The organism is Pseudomonas fluorescens, assembly GCF_902497785.1.
Classification (GTDB): Bacteria; Pseudomonadota; Gammaproteobacteria; order Pseudomonadales; family Pseudomonadaceae; genus Aquipseudomonas; species Aquipseudomonas fluorescens_BO.
In genome coordinates this window covers 292,721-314,309 of the sequence record NZ_CABVHK010000005.1, presented here as the reverse complement: position 1 = coordinate 314,309, position 21,589 = coordinate 292,721, and the positions used below count along the sequence as shown (strand labels likewise).

The window sequence follows — 21,589 nt, the reverse complement described above, 5'->3', positions numbered from 1 at the left end:
TCATGTACGTCAAACCCCTCAACGCCGTAGCGACCAGATACCTTGCGCGTAAGGCAATCCTGTCATGAGCGGGGTCAATCCGCGCCTGACCTTGCTGACGGCTTCCGGCGTCTGTTCGCTGATCGTCCTCGACACCAACATCGTGGCCGTCACGCTGCCAACCATCGCCCGGGATCTGGGGGCGAACTTTGCCGACATCGAATGGGTGGTCAGTGCCTACATGCTGGCGTTCGCCGCCCTGCTGTTGCCTGCCGGCAGCATCGCCGACCGCTTTGGCCGGCGCAAAACCCTGTGCTGGGGGCTGGGCCTGTTCATCCTCGCGTCGATCGGATGCGGCGCTGCGCCGACGGCGTTGTTCCTCGACATCGCCCGAGCGGTCAAGGGTGTCGGCGCGGCGTTGTTGCTGACCTCGGCCCTGGCCTCCATCGGCCATACCTTTCACGATGAAGTGGAACGGGCCAAAGCCTGGGCGTTCTGGGGCGCATGCATGGGGGTAGCGATGACCGCCGCGCCGACCCTCGGCGGCTTGATCACCGAATACATGGGCTGGCGCTGGATTTTCTACCTCAACCTGCCGGTCGGTCTGTTCCTGATGATGATGGTCTGGCGTGCTGTGCCGGAGTCTCGCGACCCGCAATCCGCGCGCCTTGATCCGTGGGGCAGCCTGGCGTTCAGCGCGAGTTTGCTGTGCCTGATCTGGGGCCTGATCGAGGCCAACCGGATTGGCTGGAGCAACCCGGCCACTTACGCCCGACTGATCGGCGGCGCAGTATTGATGGGCGTGTTCGTGCTGGTCGAGCGGCTGCAGCAGCGGCCGATGGTCGACCTGCAACTGTTCCGCCATCCGCGTTTCATCGGCGCCTTGCTGGGCATGTTTGCCTACGCCGGTTGCGCGCAAGTGATGATGACGTTGCTGCCCTTTTATCTGCAAAACGGCTTGGGCTTCTCGGCCATCGCCTCCGGCCTCGGGATGTTGCCGTTTGCCCTGACCATGCTGATTTGTCCGCGGATCGGTGCGCGACTGGCGCGCCGTTTTGCCCCCGCGACCTTGATGGCCGCCGGGTTGACCCTGGTGGGTATCGGTAACCTGCTAAGCGCTTGGGCGGTCGGCAGCGGCGGTTATCTGTCTTTCGCGCTGGCGATTGCTGTGACCGGCGCCGGTGCCGGGTTGCTCAACGGCGACACGCAGAAAAACATCATGGCTTGCGTACCACGGGAACGCACCGGCATGGCGTCGGGCATGAGCACCACCATGCGCTTCAGCGCCATCGTCCTGGCCATCGGTGTGTACGGCGCGTTGCTGTCCAGTCACACCGAGCAACTGCTGCGCACAGACCTGTCGCAACAGGGCGCGCAATGGCTGGAACAGACCCAGGGCATCGCCTCGCGGGTGGTGGCCGGTGACATGTCGGCGGCGCTGGGGTTGTTGCCGGAAACTGCGCGAACCCTGGTTGAACCGCTGGCGCGTCAGGCGTTTGTCGGCGGTTTCAGTTTGTTGCTGTGGGTGGCGGGTCTGCTGGCGTTGCTGGGGGCGTTGGTGGTCGGCACGTTGATGCGCCATCCGATCCCGGTTGCGCTAAACGTTTCTGTTGAAGAGTCCGCACTCGTGGGCAAGTAATCCGCAATCGATGGGAGTCATGGGCGCCAGGGTGTTGTCCTCTTTTAACCACAAGGACAACTCACTGATCACTGGAGCACCTCATGGCGAAAATCACCCTGGCCCAGCAACTCGCAACCACCCTGGAACAGGCCGGCGTCAAGCGCATCTGGGGCTTGACCGGCGATAGCCTTAACGGCCTGACCGAAGCGCTGCGCACCATGGACAGCATCGAGTGGATGCACGTGCGTCACGAGGAGGTGGCTGCGTTTGCTGCGGGTGCGGACGGCGCGGTGACCGGTGAACTGGCGGTGTGCGCCGGCAGTTGCGGGCCGGGTAACCTGCACTTGATCAACGGGCTGTTCGATTGCCACAGGAACCATGTGCCGGTGCTGGCCATCGCCGCGCAGATTCCATCCTCGGAAGTGGGCCTGAATTACTTTCAGGAGACCCATCCCCAGGAACTGTTCAAGGAATGCAGCCACTTCGTTGAACTGGTGAGCAGCCCCGCGCAGATGCCGCACGTGCTGCACCGCGCCATGCGCAGCGCGATCCTCAACCGGGGCGTGGCGGTGGTGGTGATTCCCGGCGACGTTGCCTTGCAGGAAGTCGACGACACCTTCAAGCCGTGGCCGGCGCTGTCCAGACCCCGCACGCTGCCCGCGCCCCATGACCTCGATCGGCTGGTCGAACTGCTGAGCGAAAGCAAAGCCGTGACGCTGATGTGCGGCGCCGGTTGTGCGGGTGCACACGATCAAGTGGTGGCACTCGCCGACGCGCTTGGCGCGCCCGTCGTGCATGCGTTGCGCGGCAAGGAACACGTGGAATGGGACAACCCGTTCGACGTGGGCATGACCGGCTTGATCGGCTTCAGCTCGGGTTATCAAGCCATGCTCAAGTGCGACACGCTGGTGATGCTCGGCACTGACTTTCCTTACCGCCAGTTCTACCCGACCGACGCGACCATTATTCAGATCGACCACGACCCGCAAGCGCTTGGCCGCCGCACGGCGCTGGATTTGGGCATCGCCGCCGATGTCGGCGAAACCCTCGCCGCGTTGCTGCCGCGCCTGCCGTATCGGGCGGACCGGCGTTTTCTCGAGTCATCGCTCAAGCATTACGAAAAGGCGCGCCAGGGTCTCGATGACCTCGCCGAGCCGTCGGCGCCGGGTCGGCCGATTCATCCGCAATACCTTACGCGCTTGCTCAGCGAACTGGCCGATGACGACGCGATTTTCACGGCCGACGTCGGCACGCCAACAGTGTGGGCCGCCCGTTACCTGAAAATGAACGGCAAGCGGCGTCTGCTCGGCTCGTTCAACCACGGTTCGATGGCCAACGCCATGCCGCAGGCCATCGGCGCCCAAGCCGCGTTCCCCCAGCGGCAGGTGATTTCGCTGTCCGGCGATGGCGGTTTCAGCATGTTGATGGGGGATTTCATATCGCTCGCGCAATTGAAGTTGCCGGTGAAAATCATCGTCTACGACAACGCCTCACTGGGTTTCGTCGCCATGGAAATGAAATCCAGCGGGCTGCTGGATACCGGCACTGACCTGCACAATCCGGATTTCGCGGCGATGGCCAATGCCATGGGCATCCTCGGAATTCGGGTCGAGGAATCCGAAGACCTGGCACCGGCCTTACGCCGGGCGTTGGCGCACGACGGTCCGGTGTTAGTGGACGTGGTGACAGCCACTCAGGAACTGGCGATGCCGCCCGCCATCAAGCTCGAACAGGCCAAGGGCTTCAGTTTGTACATGCTCAAGGCCGTCATGAGCGGGCGTGGGGATGAGGTAATCGAGTTGGCGCGGACCCGCTGGTTTCGTTGAGGACCGAGTCGCCCCAATCGCGGGCAAGCCCGCTCCCACAGGATTTGCGCAAAACCTGTGGGAGCGGGCTTGCCCGCGATTGGGGGCCATCCGATACAACACAGCGCTCAGCGAGAAACCAGCTCATCGATATGCCGATAATCGGCGTATAGCTCCGTCGCCAACTGCCTCGCCCGTCCCAGCCGGATCGGCCCCCGTTCGACATCAATCAGCAGGCCCGGGCACGTCAGCGCCGGCAACGGCGACCACTCTTTCAATCGCCCATCGGTCACCAGCAACACCCGCTGCTGTTCCGCCGGCAGGCGTTTTTGCCTGCCCGCAAGCCACCGCCCCGCCTCGCTCAGTGCCGCCAACAAAGGCGTGCCGCCGCCCGCGCCGAGGCCATCGAGCCAGTGACGTAAACCCCTTGAGGCTTTCAACCCTTGCACTTGCCACGCTGGCGCCTGACCGCTGGCCGTCAGCAACGCCAGACGCGCACGCTGGCGGTAGGCATCGTCGAACAGTTGCGCCAACAAGCCCTTGGCATCGCTCAGTGCCTGATGACGACGGGTCGAGGCCGAGGCGTCGACGATCACCAGCCATAGTTCATGGGGCGAACGGGTGCGCAGCTGAAACAGCACATCCTTGCGTTGACGCGGGCGACCATTGAGCAAGGTGCCGGGCCAATTGATCGAACCGTTGCGCGCGGCATGACGCTTGCCCTGTTTGCCGTGATCCAGCCGACCGGCGCGGGGTCTGGCATTCGCCCCCGCGTCAGATCGAGGGCGAATGCCTAGGGCTTTTTTGGCCAGCTCGGCACCTCACGGCGAGCACCGACCGGCAGCGCTTGCGCGGGCATTTCGCCCCACTGGCCCTGGCCTTCCCCCGCAGTGGAATTCTGCCCGGACGGCGGTTGCGCTTGCTGCGGTGCGGGAGGCGAGGGTTCGCGGCGACGATGACGCAACGCGAACTCGGCGACGGCCTCGATATCTTCTTCGGCAATGGCGTTCGCCCCTCGCCACGCGGCATGGGCGCGAGCGGCGCGCAGCCAAACAAGGTCGGCGCGCAGGCCATCGACCCCGGCGGCAAAACAACGCTGGGTAATCTGCGCCAGCGCCTGATCGTCGAGGGGGATGCTCGCCAGCGTGCTGCGGGCTCGTTCACAGCGCTCGCGCAAAGCTTGTTGCTGGCGTTCCCATTCAGCGCAGAAGCGTTGCGGATCGCTGTCGAAATCCAGCCGCCGACGGATGATCTGGCCACGTTCGGTCGGCGCGGTATGCCCGCTGAGGGCGACGTTCAGGCCAAAGCGGTCGAGCAGCTGCGGGCGCAATTCGCCCTCGTCCGGGTTCATCGTGCCGATCAGCACGAACTTCGCCGAATGCCGATGGGAGATGCCGTCGCGTTCGATCAGGTTGGTGCCGCTGGCGGCGACGTCGAGCAGCAGGTCAACGAGGTGGTCGGGCAACAGATTGACTTCATCGACGTAGAGCACGCCGCCGTCGGCCTTGGCCAGCACGCCGGGAGAAAACTGCGCGCGACCTTCGCTCAAGGCCGCATCGAGATCGAGGGTGCCGACCAGCCGCTCTTCCGTGGCACCGAGCGGCAAGGTGACGAATTGACCGCTGGCCAGCAGGTCCGCGAGCCCCCGGGCCAGCGTCGATTTGGCCATACCGCGTGGACCTTCGATCAACACGCCGCCGATTTTCGGGTCGATGGCAGTCAGGCACAGCGCGAGTTTCAGATCGTCGGCGCCGACCACGGCGGAGAGCGGGAAATGGGGAGTGTCGGTCATCGTAAATTCTCAGTCATGGTCGGTGGGCACATCAGTGAGTTACTAACGGAGCCTTGTGGTGAGAGAACTGTGGCTAGGGGATCTGTGGTGAGGGGATTTATCTGTGGTGAGGGGATTTATCCCCGTTGGGTCGCGAAGCGGCCCCAAAAATGGGACTGCTGCGCAGTCCAGCGGGGATAAATCCCCTCACCACAGATCCCCTCACCAGAGATAAATCCCCTCACCACAGTGCTATCCGTCTTCTTCTATATCCAGCAACAGGTTCTCCAGCGCCTCGCGGTACTCGCCCGGTTCCTGCCACATCCCGCGCTGCTGGGCTTCGAGCATCCGTTCGGTCATGTCGCGCAGGGCCTGTGGATTGTGCTCGCGAACAAATTCCCGAGTCGCCGGGTCCAGCAGATACGCATCGGCCAGCAACGCGTACTGGTGATCGTCGATCAACTGCGTGGTGGCATCGAAGGCAAACAGGTTATCGACCGTGGCCGCCAGTTCAAACGCGCCTTTGTAGCCGTGGCGCTTCACCCCGTCGATCCACTTCGGGTTGGCCGCCCGCGAGCGAATTACCCGGTTCAACTCTTCCTTCAGCGTGCGGATTTTCGGCAAGTCCGGCTGACTGTGATCGCCGTGATAACTGGCCGCCGCTGCGCCGCTGAGGCTTTCCACGGCAGCAAGCATGCCGCCCTGGAACTGGTAATAGTCGTTGGAATCGAGCACGTCATGCTCGCGGTTGTCCTGATTCTGCAGCACCGCTTGCACCTGGCTCAGGCGCTGGGCGAACTGTTCGCGGGCGGCGGTGCCTTCGTCGGCACCGCCATAAGCGTAGCCGCCCCAATTGAGATACACCTCGGCCAAATCCTCGCGGCTTTGCCACAAACGCCCGTCGATGGCGCCCTGCACGCCCGCGCCGTAAGCACCGGGTTTGGCGCCGAAGATGCGCCAGCCAGCCTGCCGCCTGGCGCCCTCTTCATCCAGCCCCGATTGCAGCAGCGCTTCACGCTCGGCGCGGACTTTGGCGGCCAACGGATTAAGGTCGTCCGGCTCATCCAGCGCGGCGACGGCTTGCACCGCCGCGTCGAACAGCCGGATCAAATTGGCGAAGGCATCACGGAAGAACCCCGACACCCGCAACGTCACGTCCACCCGTGGACGGTCGAGCAGACTCAGCGGCAGAATCTCGAAGTCATCGACCCGCTGACTGCCCGTCGCCCAGACCGGCCGCACACCCATCAGCGCCATCGCCTGGGCAATGTCGTCGCCGCCAGTGCGCATGGTCGCGGTGCCCCAGACTGACAGGCCGAGCTGGCGCAGGTGATCGCCGTGGTCCTGCAAATGCCGCTCAAGAATCAGGTTGGCCGACTGGAAACCGATGCGCCACGCGGTGGTGGTCGGCAGGTTGCGCACGTCCACCGAGTAAAAGTTGCGCCCGGTCGGCAGCACGTCCAGCCGGCCACGACTCGGCGCGCCGCTGGGGCCGGCCGGGACGAAGCGGCCGCTCAGGGCGTCAAGCAGACCGCGCATCTCGGCGGGGCCGCAGGCGTCAAGGCGTGGCGCCACGACTTCGCGCAGGTTGTCGAGGATGGCGTGGACCTCTGCCCAACTTGCTTCCTGTGGGAGTGGACTTTTGTGGTGAGGGGATTTATCCCCGTTGGGTCGCGAAGTGGCCCCGGAAAATGGGACTGCTGCGCAGTCCAACGGGGATAAATCCCCTCGCCACAAAAGCACGGTTCCACGGGGATCGGGGTTGGTATTCAGAACTTGCTCAATCAGTTGCGCGGCGAACAGTTCGAGGCGTTCGCGGGTATCGCCGGCGGTGCGCCAGGCTTCGTCGCTGACACATTGCAATGCGTCTGGCCGAGGCCCGGTCCAGGGCTTGGCCAACTCACAATCCAGCGGATCAAACCGCAACTCGAACGCCTTGGCCAACGCCCGCAGCACACTCGACTGCGCCCCGCGCCCGTCGCCCCGGGGAATGCGCAGCAGCGCCAATAACGTATCAATGCGCAAACGCCCGGTCGGCGACTCGCCGAAAATGTGCAGGCCGTCGCGGATTTGCGACTCTTTCAAATCACACAGATAGGTGTCGAGACGCGGCAGCCAAATCGCAGCATCGGCGTCACTGTCGAGCTTCTCGTCGAGCAGCAGCTCACGGTCGATGTGCGTATCGCGCACCAGTTGCAGGATGTCGCGTTGCAGTTCCCGGGCGCGGCGCGGGTCGAGCAGTTGCGCTTCGTAATATTCGTCGGCCAGCAACTCCAGGTTGCGCAGCGGCCCGTACGTTTCGGCGCGGGTCAGCGGCGGCATCAGGTGATCGATGATCACCGCTTGCGTGCGCCGCTTGGCCTGGGCGCCCTCGCCCGGGTCGTTGACGATAAACGGATAGATGTTCGGCAGCGGCCCGAGCAACGCGTCAGGCCAGCAGTTTTGCGACAGACCGACGCCTTTGCCCGGCAGCCATTCGAGGTTGCCATGCTTGCCGACGTGGATCACGCCGTGGGCGCCGTAGGTGTGGCGCAACCAGAAATAGAACGCCAGATAACCGTGCGGCGGCACCAGATCCGGGTCGTGATACACCGCACTCGGATCGACCTGATAACCCCGCGCCGGCTGAATACCGACAAAGGTCAGGCCCAAACGCAGCCCGGCAATCATCATCCGCCCGCCACGAAACATCGGATCGCTGTCCGGTGTGCCCCAGCGCTCCAGCACGGCCTGGCGATTGGCCTCCGGCAAGGCGTTGAACATCTGGTTGTAGTCATCCAGCGCCAGGCTTTGATGACAGGGGCGCTGGTCGAGGGTGTCGAGGTCGTTGCTGACGCCGCCGAGCAATTGCTGGATCAACGCCGTGCCGCTGTCGGGAAGTTGGGCCGGTAGCGGATAACCTTGGTCATGCAGCGCGCACAGGATATTCAGCGCGGCTGCCGGGGTATCGAGGCCGACGCCATTGCCAATCCGGCCATCGCGGGTCGGGTAATTGGCGAGGATCAGCGCGATGCGTTTTTCACTGTTCGGCACCCGCGCCAGATCGACCCAGCGTCGCGCCAGTTCAGCGACAAAATCCATCCGTTCAGGCGCAGCTCGATAGCAGACCACATCGGACTGACTGCGCTCGCTGCGCCACGCCAGGTCCTTGAAACTGATCGGGCGGCTGATGATCCGTCCGTCCAGTTCCGGCAATGCAATGTGCATCGCCAGATCCCGAGGCCCGAGGCCCTGCTCGCTGGCACGCCAGGCAGGCTCGTTGTCCTGAGCGCAAATCGCCTGGATCACCGGGATGTTGCGGCGAAACGGGCGCAGGTGCGGCGCTTCGGGGCTGGATTGGGCGAAACCGGTGGTGTTGAGAATCACCGAGGCCCCGACGTCGTCCAGCCAGTCCTCGACCACCGACAGGCAGCCGGGCTCTTTCAGACTGGCCACGGCAATCGGCAACGGGTTCAACCCCGCCGCCTGCAAACGCTGGCAGAAAACATCGATGAACGCGGTGTTCGCCGCTTGCAGATGCGAGCGATAAAACAGCACCGCCGCCACCGGTTGATCGGCGTGCCAGTCGGCTTGCCAATCCGCCAGTTCGGCGGGGCTTTTGTGCGGATGGTAAATCGCGGTACGCGGCAGGGTGTGCGGTTCGGCCCAGGTGTAGTCGCGTTCCAGCCAGCGATTGGCCAGGCAGCGAAACAGGTCGAGGGCATTGGCCATGCCGCCCTGGCGCAGGTAATGCCAGAGCCGGTCGCGGTCTTCGACGGCAACGGTGCTCAGGTCGCTGAGTTCCGGGTCCGGGCGATCGTCGCCGGGCACCAGAATCAGCTGCACACCACGCTGTGAAAGCTCGACCAGCCGCTCGATGCCGTAGCGCCAATAGGCGATGCCGCCGTGCAACGAAATCAGAATCACCTTGGCGTGGCGCAGCACTTCATCGACGTATAGATCGACCGAGGCGTGATTCTGCACCTGCATCGGGTTGGCCAGGCGCACGCTCGGGTAATCGTCAGGCAATTGCTGCGCCGCTTCGGCGAGCAGCGCCAGACTGGAATCGCCGCTGCACAGGATCACCAGCTCGGCGGGGGTTTGTCCAAGGTCGGCAATGTTGTCATCCGAGACGAAACCGCCGGGCTGGGTCCTGAGCAGGTGCATGGGCTAAACGCTGAGCGCGGCACGCAGTTGCGCTTCGAGGTGCGCGGCGTCCAGTTCCTGACCGATCAACACCAGGCGCGTGGTGCGTGCTTCTTCGGCGCCCCACTGACGGTCGAAATGCTTGTCAAAACGCGTGCCCACGCCCTGAATCAGCAGGCGCATTGGTTTATTGGGGATCGCGGCAAAGCCTTTCACACGCAAGATGCCGTGCTTGACCACCAATTGGGTCAGCGCGTCCATCAGCAGGCTTTCGTCGGCTTGCGGCAGTTCGATGGAGATGGAGTCGAACGCGTCGTGATCGTGATCATCCTCGCCTTCATGGTGGTGATCGTGATGGCTGTGACGGCTGTCGATGTGTTCCTCGGAACCGGCGCCAAGGCCGATCAACACGTCCAGTGGCACGCGACCGCTGCTGGCTTCGATGACTTTGACCGCGGGCGGCAATTCTTCGGCGACTTCCAGGCGTACGCGGGCCAGGTCTTCGGGGCTGATCAGGTCGGCTTTGTTGAGAATCACCAGGTCGGCGCTGGCCAGTTGGTCGGCGAACAGCTCGTGCAGCGGCGATTCGTGGTCCAGGTTCGGATCGAGTTTGCGCTGGGCATCCACTTGATCCGGGAACGCCGCGAACGTGCCGGCGGCCACGGCCGGGCTGTCGACCACGGTGATCACTGCGTCAACCGTGCAGGCACTGCGGATTTCCGGCCACTGGAAGGCCTGGACCAGCGGTTTCGGCAGGGCCAGGCCCGAGGTTTCGATGAGGATGTGATCGAGGTCGCCACGACGGGCCACCAATTCACGCATCACCGGGAAAAATTCTTCCTGGACGGTGCAGCACAGGCAGCCGTTGGCCAGTTCATACACGCGACCATTGGCTTCTTCTTCGGTGCAGCCGATGGAGCACTGCTTGAGGATTTCGCCGTCGATGCCCAGCTCGCCGAATTCGTTGACGATCACCGCGATACGCCGGCCTTGGGCGTTGTCGAGCATGTGCCGCAGCAACGTGGTTTTGCCCGAGCCGAGAAAGCCGGTAACGATGGTGACGGGAAGTTTGGCCAGTGTTTTCATCGGATGCCCTTTGGCAAGGTGGCGGGCATACGGGACGACAATCGCTGCGGCGCACGCGCGCGCGGAAGAGTTCGCCACCGGATCACCCCGCCCGGTTGTAGTGAGAATCTGTGTCGAGGCAGGTCTCCTGGCTGACGGTGTGCCAATCTTGGATTGGCATTCGCTGCGCCTTCCCGCGAACCCGCTGGACAGCGTTTGCAGTGGCGTGGCAGCGAACATCACCGTTCACAGTTGCGGGGGCAGCCGCGGCATTGACCGCGTTCCCTTCTTAGCTTCGGCCTGAGCCGAAGAACCTCGAAAGCGCAAGGCTACGCATCGTCTTGGGGCGGGTCAATCACCTGACTGCCAGCATCCCCCTGCAGGAGCTGCCGAAGGCTGCGATCTTTTGACTTAGCTTTTAGAAAAACAAGATCAAAAGATCGCAGCCTTCGGCAGCTCCTACACAGAGCAATTGAGAACCCCTGCCAATTGACGCCCAACCCCCGCCCATGCTCTCCTACGCACCTTGTTACGGGTGCCCTTCACAGGGTGAAACGGGAAACCGGTGAATCATGTGCTTTACTCAAAGCCATGTCAGTCCGGTGCTGCCCCCGCAACGGTAAGCGAGCGAAGCGTCAGATCCACTGTGCCAGCTGTTCGGCATGGGAAGGTGATGCTTGCAGGTTTCGGTGAACGCCAAAACCCCTCGTGAGCCCGGAGACCGGCCCGCAACACACAGTGACCCTTGCGATCACTGAATGACAAACCCGCGGTGGGCGGGCGCTGTTTGCCTCTCTGCGAGCCCGGTTCGCAGGGGTCTTCCATGCGCTCTATTCACCCGCTGACAGACCAGAGGGATGCGCCATGTCGATCATCAGCAGCACCAATCACACCACCGCCAGCACCACCACGACCCTGACTCAACGCCTGACCGCCGCCGTTTGCGCCTCGATCCTCGGTGCGTGCCTGGTGTATTTCGCCGGTTTCTCGCACATCGAAGCGGTGCACAACGCTGCACACGATACCCGTCACAGTTCCGCGTTCCCGTGCCATTGAGACCTGCCGACATGATCAAGCGTATCGCGCAAACCGCAGGTTTCACCGGACTGCTAGCCGCCCTGTTGCTGACCCTGCTGCAGAGTTTCTGGGTGTCTCCACTGATTCTGCAAGCCGAGACCTACGAAACATCCGGGACGGCCACCGTTGAAGTTCACGAACACGCCGCCGGTGTCGCCGCGCACACTCACGATGGCGAAGCCTGGGAACCGGAAGACGGCTGGCAGCGCGTGCTGTCCACGACCGGTGGCAATCTGGTGGTCGCCGTTGGTTTTGCACTGATGCTTGCGGGCCTCTATACCTTGCGTGCGCCGACCAAAACCTCTCAAGGCCTGCTCTGGGGCCTGGCCGGGTACGCGACGTTTGTACTGGCGCCGACCCTGGGCCTGCCACCGGAACTGCCGGGCACTGCCGCAGCCGATCTGGCGCAAAGGCAGGTCTGGTGGATTGGCACCGCAGCGTCTACCGCCGTCGGCATCGCGCTAATCGTGTTCAGCCGTCACTGGCTGATGAAAATCCTCGGTGTGGCGATTCTCGCCGTTCCGCACGTGATCGGCGCGCCGCAACCGGAAGTGCATTCGATGCTCGCGCCGCAAGCGCTGGAATCGCAGTTCAAAATCGCTTCGCAGCTGACCAACGTAGTGTTCTGGCTGGCCCTGGGCCTGATCAGCGCCTGGTTGTTCCGCCGCAAAAACGATGGCCAATACCCCGCATGACCGAAGCCGGCACGGCGCCGACGTTAGTGGTCGGCCTGGGCTGCCAGCGCGGCTGCCCCGTCAGCACGCTGCGGGCGTTGCTCGATCAGGCATTACAGGCGCATCACATCGAACTTCACCGGATCAGTGCCCTTGCCAGCATCGACCTGAAGCGTGATGAACCTGGCCTGATCGAACTTGCGGCGCAGCTGGCGCTGCCCTTGACGTACTTCAGCAGTGAGCAACTGGCCGGTTATCAAGCCCGGCTCAGCCACCGCTCGGAGATCGCCTTCGAACGCACGGGCTGTTACGGCATCGCCGAAAGTGCCGCCCTCGCCCTTGCAGAACAGCTGGCTCAAGCACCGGCAAAACTGCTGATCACCCGGCAAAAATACGCCCAGGCGACTCTGGCGTTGGCTTGCACTGGGTAAAATCTCCGATAATCCTCGCCTTTGATCATGAGCAATCTTCATCTGTAAGACGTGCCCGCACCCTTTTTCACAGGATACGACCATGACCGTGTACTTCATTGGCGCAGGTCCCGGTGACCCGGAACTGATTACCGTCAAAGGCCAACGGCTGATCCGCAGCTGCCCGGTGATCATCTACGCCGGCTCACTGGTGCCCGCCGCCGTGCTCGAAGGTCACCGCGCCGAGCAGGTGATCAACAGTGCCGAGCTGCACCTGGAACAGATCATTGAGCTGATCAAGACCGCCCACTCCAACGGTCAGGATGTGGCTCGGGTGCATTCCGGTGATCCGGGTCTGTATGGCGCGATTGGCGAGCAGATTCGTTACCTGCGCGAGCTCGATATTGCGTTTGAAATCATCCCCGGAGTGACCGCTACGGCGGCCTGTGCAGCGCTGTTAGGTGCTGAATTGACCTTGCCGGACGTGTCGCAAAGCGTGATTCTCACCCGTTATGCCGACAAGACCGCGATGCCGGCCGGTGAAGAATTGGCGAGCCTGGCGCAGCATGGGGCAACGATGGCGATCCACTTGGGGGTTAATCATCTGGACAAAATTCTTGTTGAGTTGCTGCCGCATTACGGCGCGGATTGCCCGATTGCGGTGATTCACCGGGCGACATGGCCGGATCAGGATTGGGTAGTGGGAACGATTGCGGATATTGCCGGGAAGGTTGAGGCCAAGGGGTTTCGGCGCACGGCGTTGATTCTGGTGGGACGGGTGTTGGGCAGTGATCAGTTCAGTGAGTCATCGCTGTATCGCGCGGGGCATGCGCATTTGTATAGACCGTAGGATCAAAAGATCGCAGCCTTCGGCAGCTCCTACAGGAATACGCATACCCCGTAGGAGCTGCCGAAGGCTGCGATCTTTAAAGCTTCACCCATAAAAAAACGGCACTCACGGGTACCGTTTTTTCGTTTCTGCAGCGAACACCTTAGTAGTAGGCGTTTTCTTTCTGCGTGTGGTCGGTCACGTCACGGACCCCTTTGAGCTCGGGAATGCGTTCGAGCAAGGTGCGCTCGATGCCTTCGCGAAGGGTGACGTCCGCCTGGCCGCAGCCTTGGCAACCGCCGCCGAACTTCAGCACGGCAATGCCGTCGTCGACCACGTCGATCAGACTGACCTGACCGCCGTGGCTGGCCAGCCCCGGGTTGATCTCGGTTTGCAGGTAATAGTTGATGCGCTCGTTGATCGGACTGTCGGCATTGACCATTGGTACTTTGGCGTTTGGCGCCTTGATGGTCAGTTGGCCGCCCATGCGGTCGGTGGCGTAGTCGACAACCGCGTCGTCCAGGAAAGCTTCGCTGAACGAATCGATGTATGCGGTGAAGCTTTTCAGCCCCAGCGCCGTGTCTTCGGGTTTTTCTTCGCCCGGCTTGCAATAGGCAATGCAGGTTTCGGCGTACTGGGTGCCGGGCTGGGTGATAAAGACGCGGATGCCGATGCCCGGGGTGTTCTGCTTGGAGAGCAGATCAGCCAGATAATCGTGGGCGGCGTCGGTGATGGTAATAGCGGTCATGGAAACTCCTCGCAGGCTTGGGCGCAGTTTACGCCAATCATCGCGCCGGACAAAGTCCTAGTATTTTTGTCGGGAAAGCGCCAGCGCGCCTTCACCTGAGGATTGGCCGTCAATCCGGCCTTTAAGCCAGCGATAGCTGCCTTTTTCCACCCATTCATAACTGGCCCATGACGCCACGCCGATGGTCGCAACGCACAGGGCGAACATCACGTAGGGATTTACCCCAAAGCGCTGTGCGACAAAGCCGCCGGCGGACAGGACCAACACGTGCATCAGGTACACCGAGTAAGAACAATCGCCGAGTAACTTGAACATTCGGCTGTCTTCGAAAAACCGCTCCAGCGCCATACAGGACATCACTAGCACCGCACTCGGCAGGCCCCAGGCGAGGAATCGTGGCTGCGGCGCCAAGTGATAAATCGCCAGCAACGCCCCGCCAACGCCCAGCAACGGCAGCCATAAACCGGGTTTGATCCAGCCACGCCGGTAAATCATGCCGATGGCGATGCCCAGCAGAAACTCATAAACAATGTCCGAACGGTAAAACTCGCTGATCCAGCCGTAGCCCGTCCACGCCTGGCACACGGCAAACAACAGCGCCGCGACGACCAACAGGCGAACCTGCAGGCGGAACAGCAGCGCCCAGGCGAACAGCACATAAAAAAGCATTTCGTAGTTGAGGGTCCAGCCGACATTCAGCGTCGGATAAATCCCGTAGCCGCCGGGGTTTTCCGTAGGAATGAACAGCAACGACAGAAGGAAATGCGACCAGTCGACCGTCTGATCCGGCAACACCGGCCGGGCGAAGACCACCACCAGCGCCATCAGCACCGTGTACAACCAATACGCTGGGACGATGCGAAACAGCCGATAGAGTAAAAATCGTCCCGGCGGCAGCGATTTTTCCTGCGTCGACAGGAAAATCACCAGACCACTGATGACGAAGAAGATATCGACGCCCACCGCGCCCTTGTCGATAAACATCTGCCCGATCGGGCCCCGGGCCTTGAAGTCGAAGAAAATCTGCATGAAGTGGTGACAAACCACGGTCCAGGCCGCGAGCGCGCGCAGTGCCTGTACTGAAATCAACATTGATCGCCCTCCGGACTCATTCTTCCAGATACCGAGAATCCTGTGGGAGCGGGCTTGCCCGCGATGGGGACATTACCTTCAACATTGATGGCGACTGACCCACCGCAATCGCGGGCAAGCCCGCTCCCACAGGGGTCAGCGGCGCAGATGAGATTGAGACACCGGGCATCGATCAAAAGTCGATCAAAGATTCTCGTAGCGGTTCATGTCCAGCACGCCCTCTTCCACCGGGTCGGTCTCGTGGACGTAGCGACTCAGGTCATGGAAGTAAAACCAGAACTGCGGATGGCTGCGGCGAATGCCCCAGCGCTCGACGATTTTCTCGAAACGCTGGGCATCCCTGGCGTTTTCCATGGCCTCGACGAAGGCCGGTATTTGATCGGCGGGCACATTGAAGATGAAATTCGGATAACTGCTGAGCACGCCCGGATAAATCGTCAACGTGTCGAGCCCCGGCTGATAACGTCGCGCCTCGCCGAGCAGGAATGCCACGTTGCTGTGGGCGCGGTTGCGCAGCAGGCTGTAGACCTCGCGTTGACCGCTCGCCGTTTCGATGCGCAGCAGGGTCGCCTCGGGCAATTGGTCGATGACTTTCATTCCGGCGGCCGGACGCGAAGTCAGACGGCTCAGCGCCTGCTCGGCGCTCTGCAATGCCGGGTCAATGTTCGGCCGCGAGCAATAGGCCCCATCGCAGCGGTTGATCGGATCGGGCCTGGCATTCAACTCGCCATAGCGCGACAGCAGCTGCATGGCAAAATCGCGCTTCGGGTCTTTCTCGTCGAGTGTCAGCGCGGTCGGCTTGTCGTTGTCGATGGACTCGTAGTCCATCCACATCTTGAATTTTCCGCCGCTCTGGTACCAGTCGTCGAGGTAGTCATCCCGGGAGTCGGCGGGCATCAGGCGCAGGAAGTTCTGCTCGGCGCCATTGCGAATCAGGTCGAAGTAAAGGCGCGTCTGCGCTTGATGGGAGACGTTGCCAAACACATCGAAGTTGACCGCCAACTGATAATAGGTGCGCTCCAGCAGCGGAAAATCGAACAGCCACAGGGTCTGTGGCACATCTCCGATCAAGCCTTTATTTACCGAAGCACTGTCGAAATGCCGGAAGATGCTCAGCAACGCATTGTCGTTGCCGGCCCACAAAGTCGACCAGCTTGGCGCCGGTGAGTCGGCATAGTAGTCGCGGCGCAAGGCCTCGTATTCATTGCGCTTGTTGCGATAGTCATGCCACAGGCTGAGGACACTGCCGACATCATCGTTCTGCCCCGGCATCGCCAACAAAGGCGTGGCCTGGCCGCGATAGTTGGGGTCAGTGATATAGAGGTCGTGTTCCGGTGCCTGGAACAGCGCCCAGAAGTGGTCGCGAATCACGTCGGTGGCAATCTGGCCGCGACACACCGGGCCGCGGATAAAGGTGCGAACGAAGTATTCGGCGTTATCGAGCATGAACTGATACCGCGCCTGCGCCGGGATCGATTCAAACGTGGTGAACGGATTGGCCCGGCGTTCCGGCCCGTAACCCGGCAAGGCGTTGACCTGCCAGTTGCCGCTGTAGAACAGGCTTTTGACCCGCGCCATCTTCGCCGGGCTCAGCGGGTAGGTGATGTGGGTTTTCTGCACAATCACGCCTTGCACCGGCCACAAACGGTAATACACCTGAGTACCCGGATCGTCATTCGGGCGCCGCGTGTTGATCAGATCAATCGGCTGGCCGGTTGGCGTGCGCGAACGCACCCACTGGAAGAAATGCCCCGGCTCGCCGTCCTTGAAATGAAGATGCGCGAGAAACCAGTGCTCGAACAACCATCGACCGACAAGACTCTGCCGCGCGCCCGGGGCATTCAGCAGGTTTTCCCACTGCACCACCTGCAAGGCTTCCCTGGCGGAAGGCACCAGACCTTGCTCATCAATCGGCGCACCCGAGGCGAGCCAGCGTTGCAACGTCTGGTATTGCTGGTCGGTCAGGCCGGTAACGGCCAGCGGCATGCCTTCCTTCGGATGAGTGCTGGCGTAGCCGTCGAACTCGGCGGGCATGGCGCAGCTGTTTTCCCGATTAAGGCCAAGAACCATGTCTTGCGGCAATTTGGCGTTGGGTTGCAACGAAGTTTTGTGACCCAGTTCCAGCATCCGCGCCATCAACGCCGCCTGACTGCCCTGAGCGTCGAGCACTGAATAGAAGCCCTTTTGCTGCCAGGCACGTTTGCCGAAGGCGTCGTAAAACAACCGGGTCGGCGCGGCAGCCTGACTTCTTTCACCGTCGTAGACCGGGGACTTGGTGGCGCCACGGGCCGCCCCTTCGCCACTGCCCAGGTTCAACTGACAGGCGGAGTCGTAGCAGGCATGGCAGGCCACACACTTCTCGGTGAAGATCGGCTGGATGTCGCGGCTGTAGGAAATGGCAGAGAAATTGACCGCTTCCTGCGCGGCAGCGCCCCAGCTTGAAAACAGCAAAACAATGCTGACGACGCGAAAAGACATGTCCCTGGTCCCGATCATGAAAAAACGCCGCGATTCTACAGGCGAGGCCCCTGCGCCAACATGAGCGATATTCATGCAAAAACCACACATGCTCTAAAACCGCACAGGTTTGCTATGATCCCGCCCCTTCGTCATGGTCTTTCCGAGTAGTCCCAATGTCCGATCGCAGTGTTCGCCTTCAAGCCCTCAAGCACGCCCTCAAAGAGCGCATCCTGATTCTCGATGGCGGCATGGGCACGATGATCCAGAGCTACAAGCTCGAAGAGCAGGATTACCGTGGCAAACGCTTTGCAGACTGGCCGAGCGATGTCAAAGGCAACAACGACCTGTTGGTGCTGACCCGCCCGGATGTGATCGGCTCGATTGAAAAGGCCTACCTGGATGCCGGCGCCGACATTCTGGAAACCAACACCTTCAACGCCACCCAGGTGTCCCTGGCCGACTACGGCATGCAAGGCCTCGCGTACGAGTTAAACGTAGAAGGCGCACGGCTGGCGCGCAAGGTGGCCGATGCCAAGACCCTGGAAACCCCGGACAAGCCGCGCTTCGTCGCCGGCGTGATCGGGCCGACCAGCCGCACCTGTTCGCTGTCCCCGGATGTGAACAACCCCGGCTACCGCAACGTGACTTTCGATGAACTGGTGGAGAACTACACCGAGGCCACCAAAGGCCTGATTGAAGGCGGCGCCGACCTGATCCTGATCGAAACCATTTTCGACACCCTTAACGCGAAAGCCGCGATCTTCGCCGTGCAAGGGGTGTTCGAGGAGTTGGGCATCGAACTGCCAATCATGATTTCCGGGACCATCACCGACGCCTCTGGCCGCACCCTGTCGGGCCAGACCACCGAAGCGTTCTGGAACTCCGTGGCCCACGCCAAGCCGATTTCGGTCGGCCTGAACTGCGCCCTCGGGGCCAGCGAATTGCGCCCGTACCTCGAAGAACTGTCGAACAAGGCCGGCACCCACGTGTCGGCGCACCCGAACGCCGGCCTGCCGAACGAATTCGGCGAGTACGACGAACTGCCGTCGGAAACCGCGAAAGTCATCGAAGAGTTCGCCCAGAGCGGCTTCCTCAACATCGTCGGCGGCTGCTGCGGGACCACCCCGGGCCACATCGAGGCCATCGCCAAAGCCGTGGCCGGCTATGCACCGCGCCAGATCCCGGAGATTCCCAAGGCTTGCCGCCTCTCGGGCCTGGAACCGTTCACCATCGATCGCAGCTCGTTGTTCGTCAACGTCGGCGAGCGCACCAACATCACCGGTTCGGCAAAATTCGCCCGCCTTATCCGTGAAGACAACTACACCGAAGCCCTGGAAGTCGCCCTGCAACAGGTCGAGGCCGGCGCCCAGATTATCGACATCAACATGGACGAGGGGATGCTCGATTCGAAGAAGGCCATGGTGACCTTCCTCAATCTGATTGCCGGCGAACCGGACATCTCCCGCGTGCCGATCATGATCGACTCCTCCAAATGGGAAGTGATCGAAGCCGGCCTCAAGTGCATCCAGGGCAAGGGCATCGTCAACTCGATCAGCATGAAAGAAGGCGTCGAGCAGTTCATCCATCACGCCAAACTGTGCAAACGCTACGGCGCCGCAGTCGTGGTGATGGCCTTCGATGAAGCTGGCCAGGCCGACACCGAAGCACGCAAGAAAGAGATCTGCAAACGCTCCTACGACATTCTGGTCAACGAAGTCGGCTTCCCGCCGGAAGACATCATCTTCGACCCGAACATCTTCGCCGTGGCCACCGGCATTGAAGAACACAACAACTACGCTGTGGACTTCATCAACGCCTGCGCCTACATACGCGACGAACTGCCGTATGCGCTGACCTCCGGTGGCGTGTCCAACGTGTCGTTCTCCTTCCGTGGCAACAACCCGGTGCGCGAGGCGATTCACTCGGTGTTCCTGCTGTATGCGATCCGCAACGGTCTGACCATGGGCATCGTCAACGCCGGCCAGCTGGAGATCTACGACCAGATCCCGGCCGAGTTGCGTGACGCTGTCGAAGACGTCGTGCTCAACCGCACCCCGGAAGGCACCGACGCCCTCCTCGCCATCGCCGACAAGTACAAGGGCGACGGCAGCGTCAAGGAAGCCGAGACCGAAGAGTGGCGCGGCTGGGAGGTCAACAAGCGTCTGGAACACGCGCTGGTCAAGGGCATCACCACGCACATCGTTGAAGATACAGAAGAGTCGCGCCAGTCGTTCTCCCGTCCGATCGAAGTGATCGAAGGCCCGCTGATGTCCGGCATGAACATCGTTGGCGACCTGTTCGGCGCCGGCAAAATGTTCCTGCCGCAGGTGGTGAAATCCGCCCGCGTGATGAAACAGGCCGTGGCCCACTTGATTCCGTTCATCGAACTGGAGAAAGGCGACAAACCGGAAGCCAAGGGCAAGATCCTGATGGCCACGGTAAAGGGCGACGTGCACGACATTGGCAAGAACATCGTCGGCGTGGTGCTCGGCTGTAACGGCTACGACATTGTCGACCTCGGGGTGATGGTGCCGGCGGAGAAAATCCTGCAAGTGGCCAAGGAGCAGAAGTGCGACATCATTGGCCTGTCAGGTCTGATCACGCCTTCGCTGGATGAAATGGTTCACGTCGCCCGCGAGATGCAGCGCCAGGACTTCCATCTGCCGTTGATGATCGGCGGCGCGACCACCTCCAAGGCGCACACGGCGGTCAAGATCGAGCCCAAGTACAGCAACGACGCGGTGATCTACGTCACCGACGCTTCCCGCGCCGTGGGCGTGGCGACGCAGTTGTTGTCCAAGGAATTGAAGGCCGGTTTTGTCGAGAAAACCCGTCTGGAGTACATCGAGGTCCGCGAACGCACCGCCAACCGCAGCGCCCGCACCGAACGCCTGAGCTACCCGGCAGCCATCGCCAAGAAGCCGCAGTTTGACTGGAGCGCCTACGTCCCGGTCAAACCGGCTTTTACCGGTTCCCGGGTGTTGGACAACATCGATTTGAAGGTGCTGGCCGAATACATCGACTGGACGCCGTTCTTTATCTCCTGGGACCTGGCCGGCAAGTTCCCGCGCATCCTCACCGACGAAGTGGTTGGGGAAGCCGCCACTTCGCTCTACGCCGATGCCCGGGAAATGCTCGACAAGTTGATCAACGAAAAACTGATCAGTGCCCGCGCGGTGTTCGGTTTCTGGCCGGCCAATCAGGTGCGCGACGACGACATCGAAGTCTACGGCGATGACGGCAAGCCATTGGCCAAGCTGCATCACTTGCGCCAGCAGATCATCAAGACCGACGGCAAGCCAAACTTCTCCCTGGCCGACTTCGTGGCGCCCAAGGACAGCGAAATCACCGATTACGTCGGCGGCTTCATCACTACTGCCGGCATCGGCGCCGAAGAAGTGGCCAAGGCGTATCAGGATGCTGGCGACGACTACAACTCGATCATGGTCAAAGCCCTGGCCGACCGCCTGGCCGAAGCCTGCGCCGAATGGCTGCACCAGCAGGTGCGCAAAGAGCACTGGGGTTACGCCAAGGACGAGACGCTCGACAACGAAGCGCTGATCAAAGAGCAATACACCGGCATCCGCCCTGCCCCGGGCTACCCGGCGTGCCCGGATCACACCGAGAAATCGACGCTGTTCGCATTGCTCGACCCTGAAGCCAGCGAAATGCAGGCGGGTCGCAGCGGTGTATTCCTCACGGAACACTACGCAATGTTCCCGGCGGCAGCGGTCAGCGGCTGGTACTTCGCTCACCCACAGGCGCAGTACTTCGCCGTGGGCAAGATCGACAAGGATCAGGTGCAAAGCTACACGTCGCGCAAAGGCCAGGAATTGAGCGTGACCGAGCGGTGGCTGGCGCCGAATCTGGGGTATGACAACTGACTACAGGACGGAGTCAATCAAGCATGCCGCCGGGTTTGAGCGGCATGCT

The 21,589-nt window shown here is 61.9% G+C and carries 14 protein-coding genes and 2 riboswitches; of the genes, 7 read left to right on the top strand and 7 right to left on the bottom strand.

Annotation, left to right across the window (positions count from 1 at the left end):
* Positions 1-64: 64 nt before the first annotated feature.
* Positions 65-1,618, top strand: a complete 1,554-nt coding sequence (locus F8N62_RS10065; protein WP_150710820.1) for an MFS transporter — start codon at positions 65-67, stop codon at positions 1,616-1,618.
* Between the two features lie 83 nt (positions 1,619-1,701).
* Positions 1,702-3,426, top strand: a complete 1,725-nt coding sequence (poxB, locus tag F8N62_RS10060) for a ubiquinone-dependent pyruvate dehydrogenase (protein WP_150710819.1) — start codon at positions 1,702-1,704, stop codon at positions 3,424-3,426.
* A gap of 107 nt (positions 3,427-3,533) precedes the next feature.
* Here the strand turns inward: poxB and F8N62_RS10055 are convergent, their stop codons facing one another.
* From F8N62_RS10055 to cobW, 4 genes are all read right to left on the bottom strand, one after another.
* Entirely contained in the window at positions 3,534-4,217 is a 684-nt protein-coding gene (locus F8N62_RS10055) for a vWA domain-containing protein (RefSeq protein ID WP_150710818.1), read from the bottom strand.
* Complete coding sequence (locus tag F8N62_RS10050; RefSeq protein WP_150710817.1) at positions 4,199-5,197, bottom strand: ATP-binding protein; 999 nt, start codon at positions 5,195-5,197, stop codon at positions 4,199-4,201. Before F8N62_RS10050 ends, F8N62_RS10055 begins: the two co-directional genes overlap by 19 nt.
* Before the next feature lie 231 nt (positions 5,198-5,428).
* Complete coding sequence (gene cobN, locus F8N62_RS10045) at positions 5,429-9,322, bottom strand: cobaltochelatase subunit CobN (protein WP_150710816.1); 3,894 nt, start codon at positions 9,320-9,322, stop codon at positions 5,429-5,431.
* A gap of 3 nt (positions 9,323-9,325) precedes the next feature.
* Positions 9,326-10,387 (bottom strand): cobalamin biosynthesis protein CobW, encoded by a 1,062-nt coding sequence (gene cobW, locus F8N62_RS10040; RefSeq protein ID WP_150710815.1) that lies wholly within the window; start codon positions 10,385-10,387, stop codon positions 9,326-9,328.
* A 99-nt stretch (positions 10,388-10,486) separates the two neighbouring features.
* Positions 10,487-10,699, bottom strand: a riboswitch (cobalamin riboswitch).
* A gap of 183 nt (positions 10,700-10,882) precedes the next feature.
* Positions 10,883-11,111: riboswitch (cobalamin riboswitch) on the top strand.
* Positions 11,112-11,230: 119 nt separating this feature from the next.
* Between cobW and F8N62_RS10035 the strand changes: the two genes are divergently transcribed.
* The 4 genes from F8N62_RS10035 (at position 11,231) to cobM (ending at position 13,377) form a co-directional block, all read left to right on the top strand.
* Positions 11,231-11,422: a CbtB domain-containing protein gene (locus F8N62_RS10035; RefSeq protein ID WP_150710814.1), complete on the top strand. Its 192-nt coding sequence runs from the start codon at positions 11,231-11,233 to the stop codon at positions 11,420-11,422.
* Between the two features lie 11 nt (positions 11,423-11,433).
* On the top strand, positions 11,434-12,138 hold the full coding sequence (locus F8N62_RS10030) for a CbtA family protein (protein ID WP_150710813.1): 705 nt from the start codon (positions 11,434-11,436) through the stop codon (positions 12,136-12,138).
* Positions 12,135-12,548, top strand: a complete 414-nt coding sequence (locus tag F8N62_RS10025) for a cobalamin biosynthesis protein (protein WP_150710812.1) — start codon at positions 12,135-12,137, stop codon at positions 12,546-12,548. The genes F8N62_RS10030 and F8N62_RS10025 overlap by 4 nt, the downstream gene beginning before the upstream one ends.
* Before the next feature lie 82 nt (positions 12,549-12,630).
* Positions 12,631-13,377 carry a precorrin-4 C(11)-methyltransferase gene (gene cobM, locus F8N62_RS10020; RefSeq protein WP_150710811.1) on the top strand — a complete coding sequence of 249 codons (747 nt, stop codon included), beginning with the start codon at positions 12,631-12,633 and terminating at the stop codon, positions 13,375-13,377.
* A gap of 142 nt (positions 13,378-13,519) precedes the next feature.
* Here cobM and nfuA read toward each other — a convergent pair whose 3' ends face one another.
* From nfuA to F8N62_RS10000, 3 genes are all read right to left on the bottom strand, one after another.
* A complete protein-coding gene (nfuA, locus tag F8N62_RS10015; RefSeq protein ID WP_008035804.1) occupies positions 13,520-14,104 on the bottom strand; it encodes a Fe-S biogenesis protein NfuA in 585 nt (194 codons plus the stop codon).
* A 57-nt stretch (positions 14,105-14,161) separates the two neighbouring features.
* Positions 14,162-15,196, bottom strand: a complete 1,035-nt coding sequence (locus F8N62_RS10010; protein ID WP_150710810.1) for an acyltransferase family protein — start codon at positions 15,194-15,196, stop codon at positions 14,162-14,164.
* A 183-nt stretch (positions 15,197-15,379) separates the two neighbouring features.
* Complete coding sequence (locus F8N62_RS10000) at positions 15,380-17,674, bottom strand: fatty acid cis/trans isomerase (protein WP_150710809.1); 2,295 nt, start codon at positions 17,672-17,674, stop codon at positions 15,380-15,382.
* A gap of 155 nt (positions 17,675-17,829) precedes the next feature.
* On the opposite strand from F8N62_RS10000, the gene metH reads away from it, so the two are divergent.
* Positions 17,830-21,540 (top strand): methionine synthase, encoded by a 3,711-nt coding sequence (gene metH, locus F8N62_RS09995; protein ID WP_150710808.1) that lies wholly within the window; start codon positions 17,830-17,832, stop codon positions 21,538-21,540.
* The last annotated feature ends 49 nt before the right edge of the window (positions 21,541-21,589 follow it).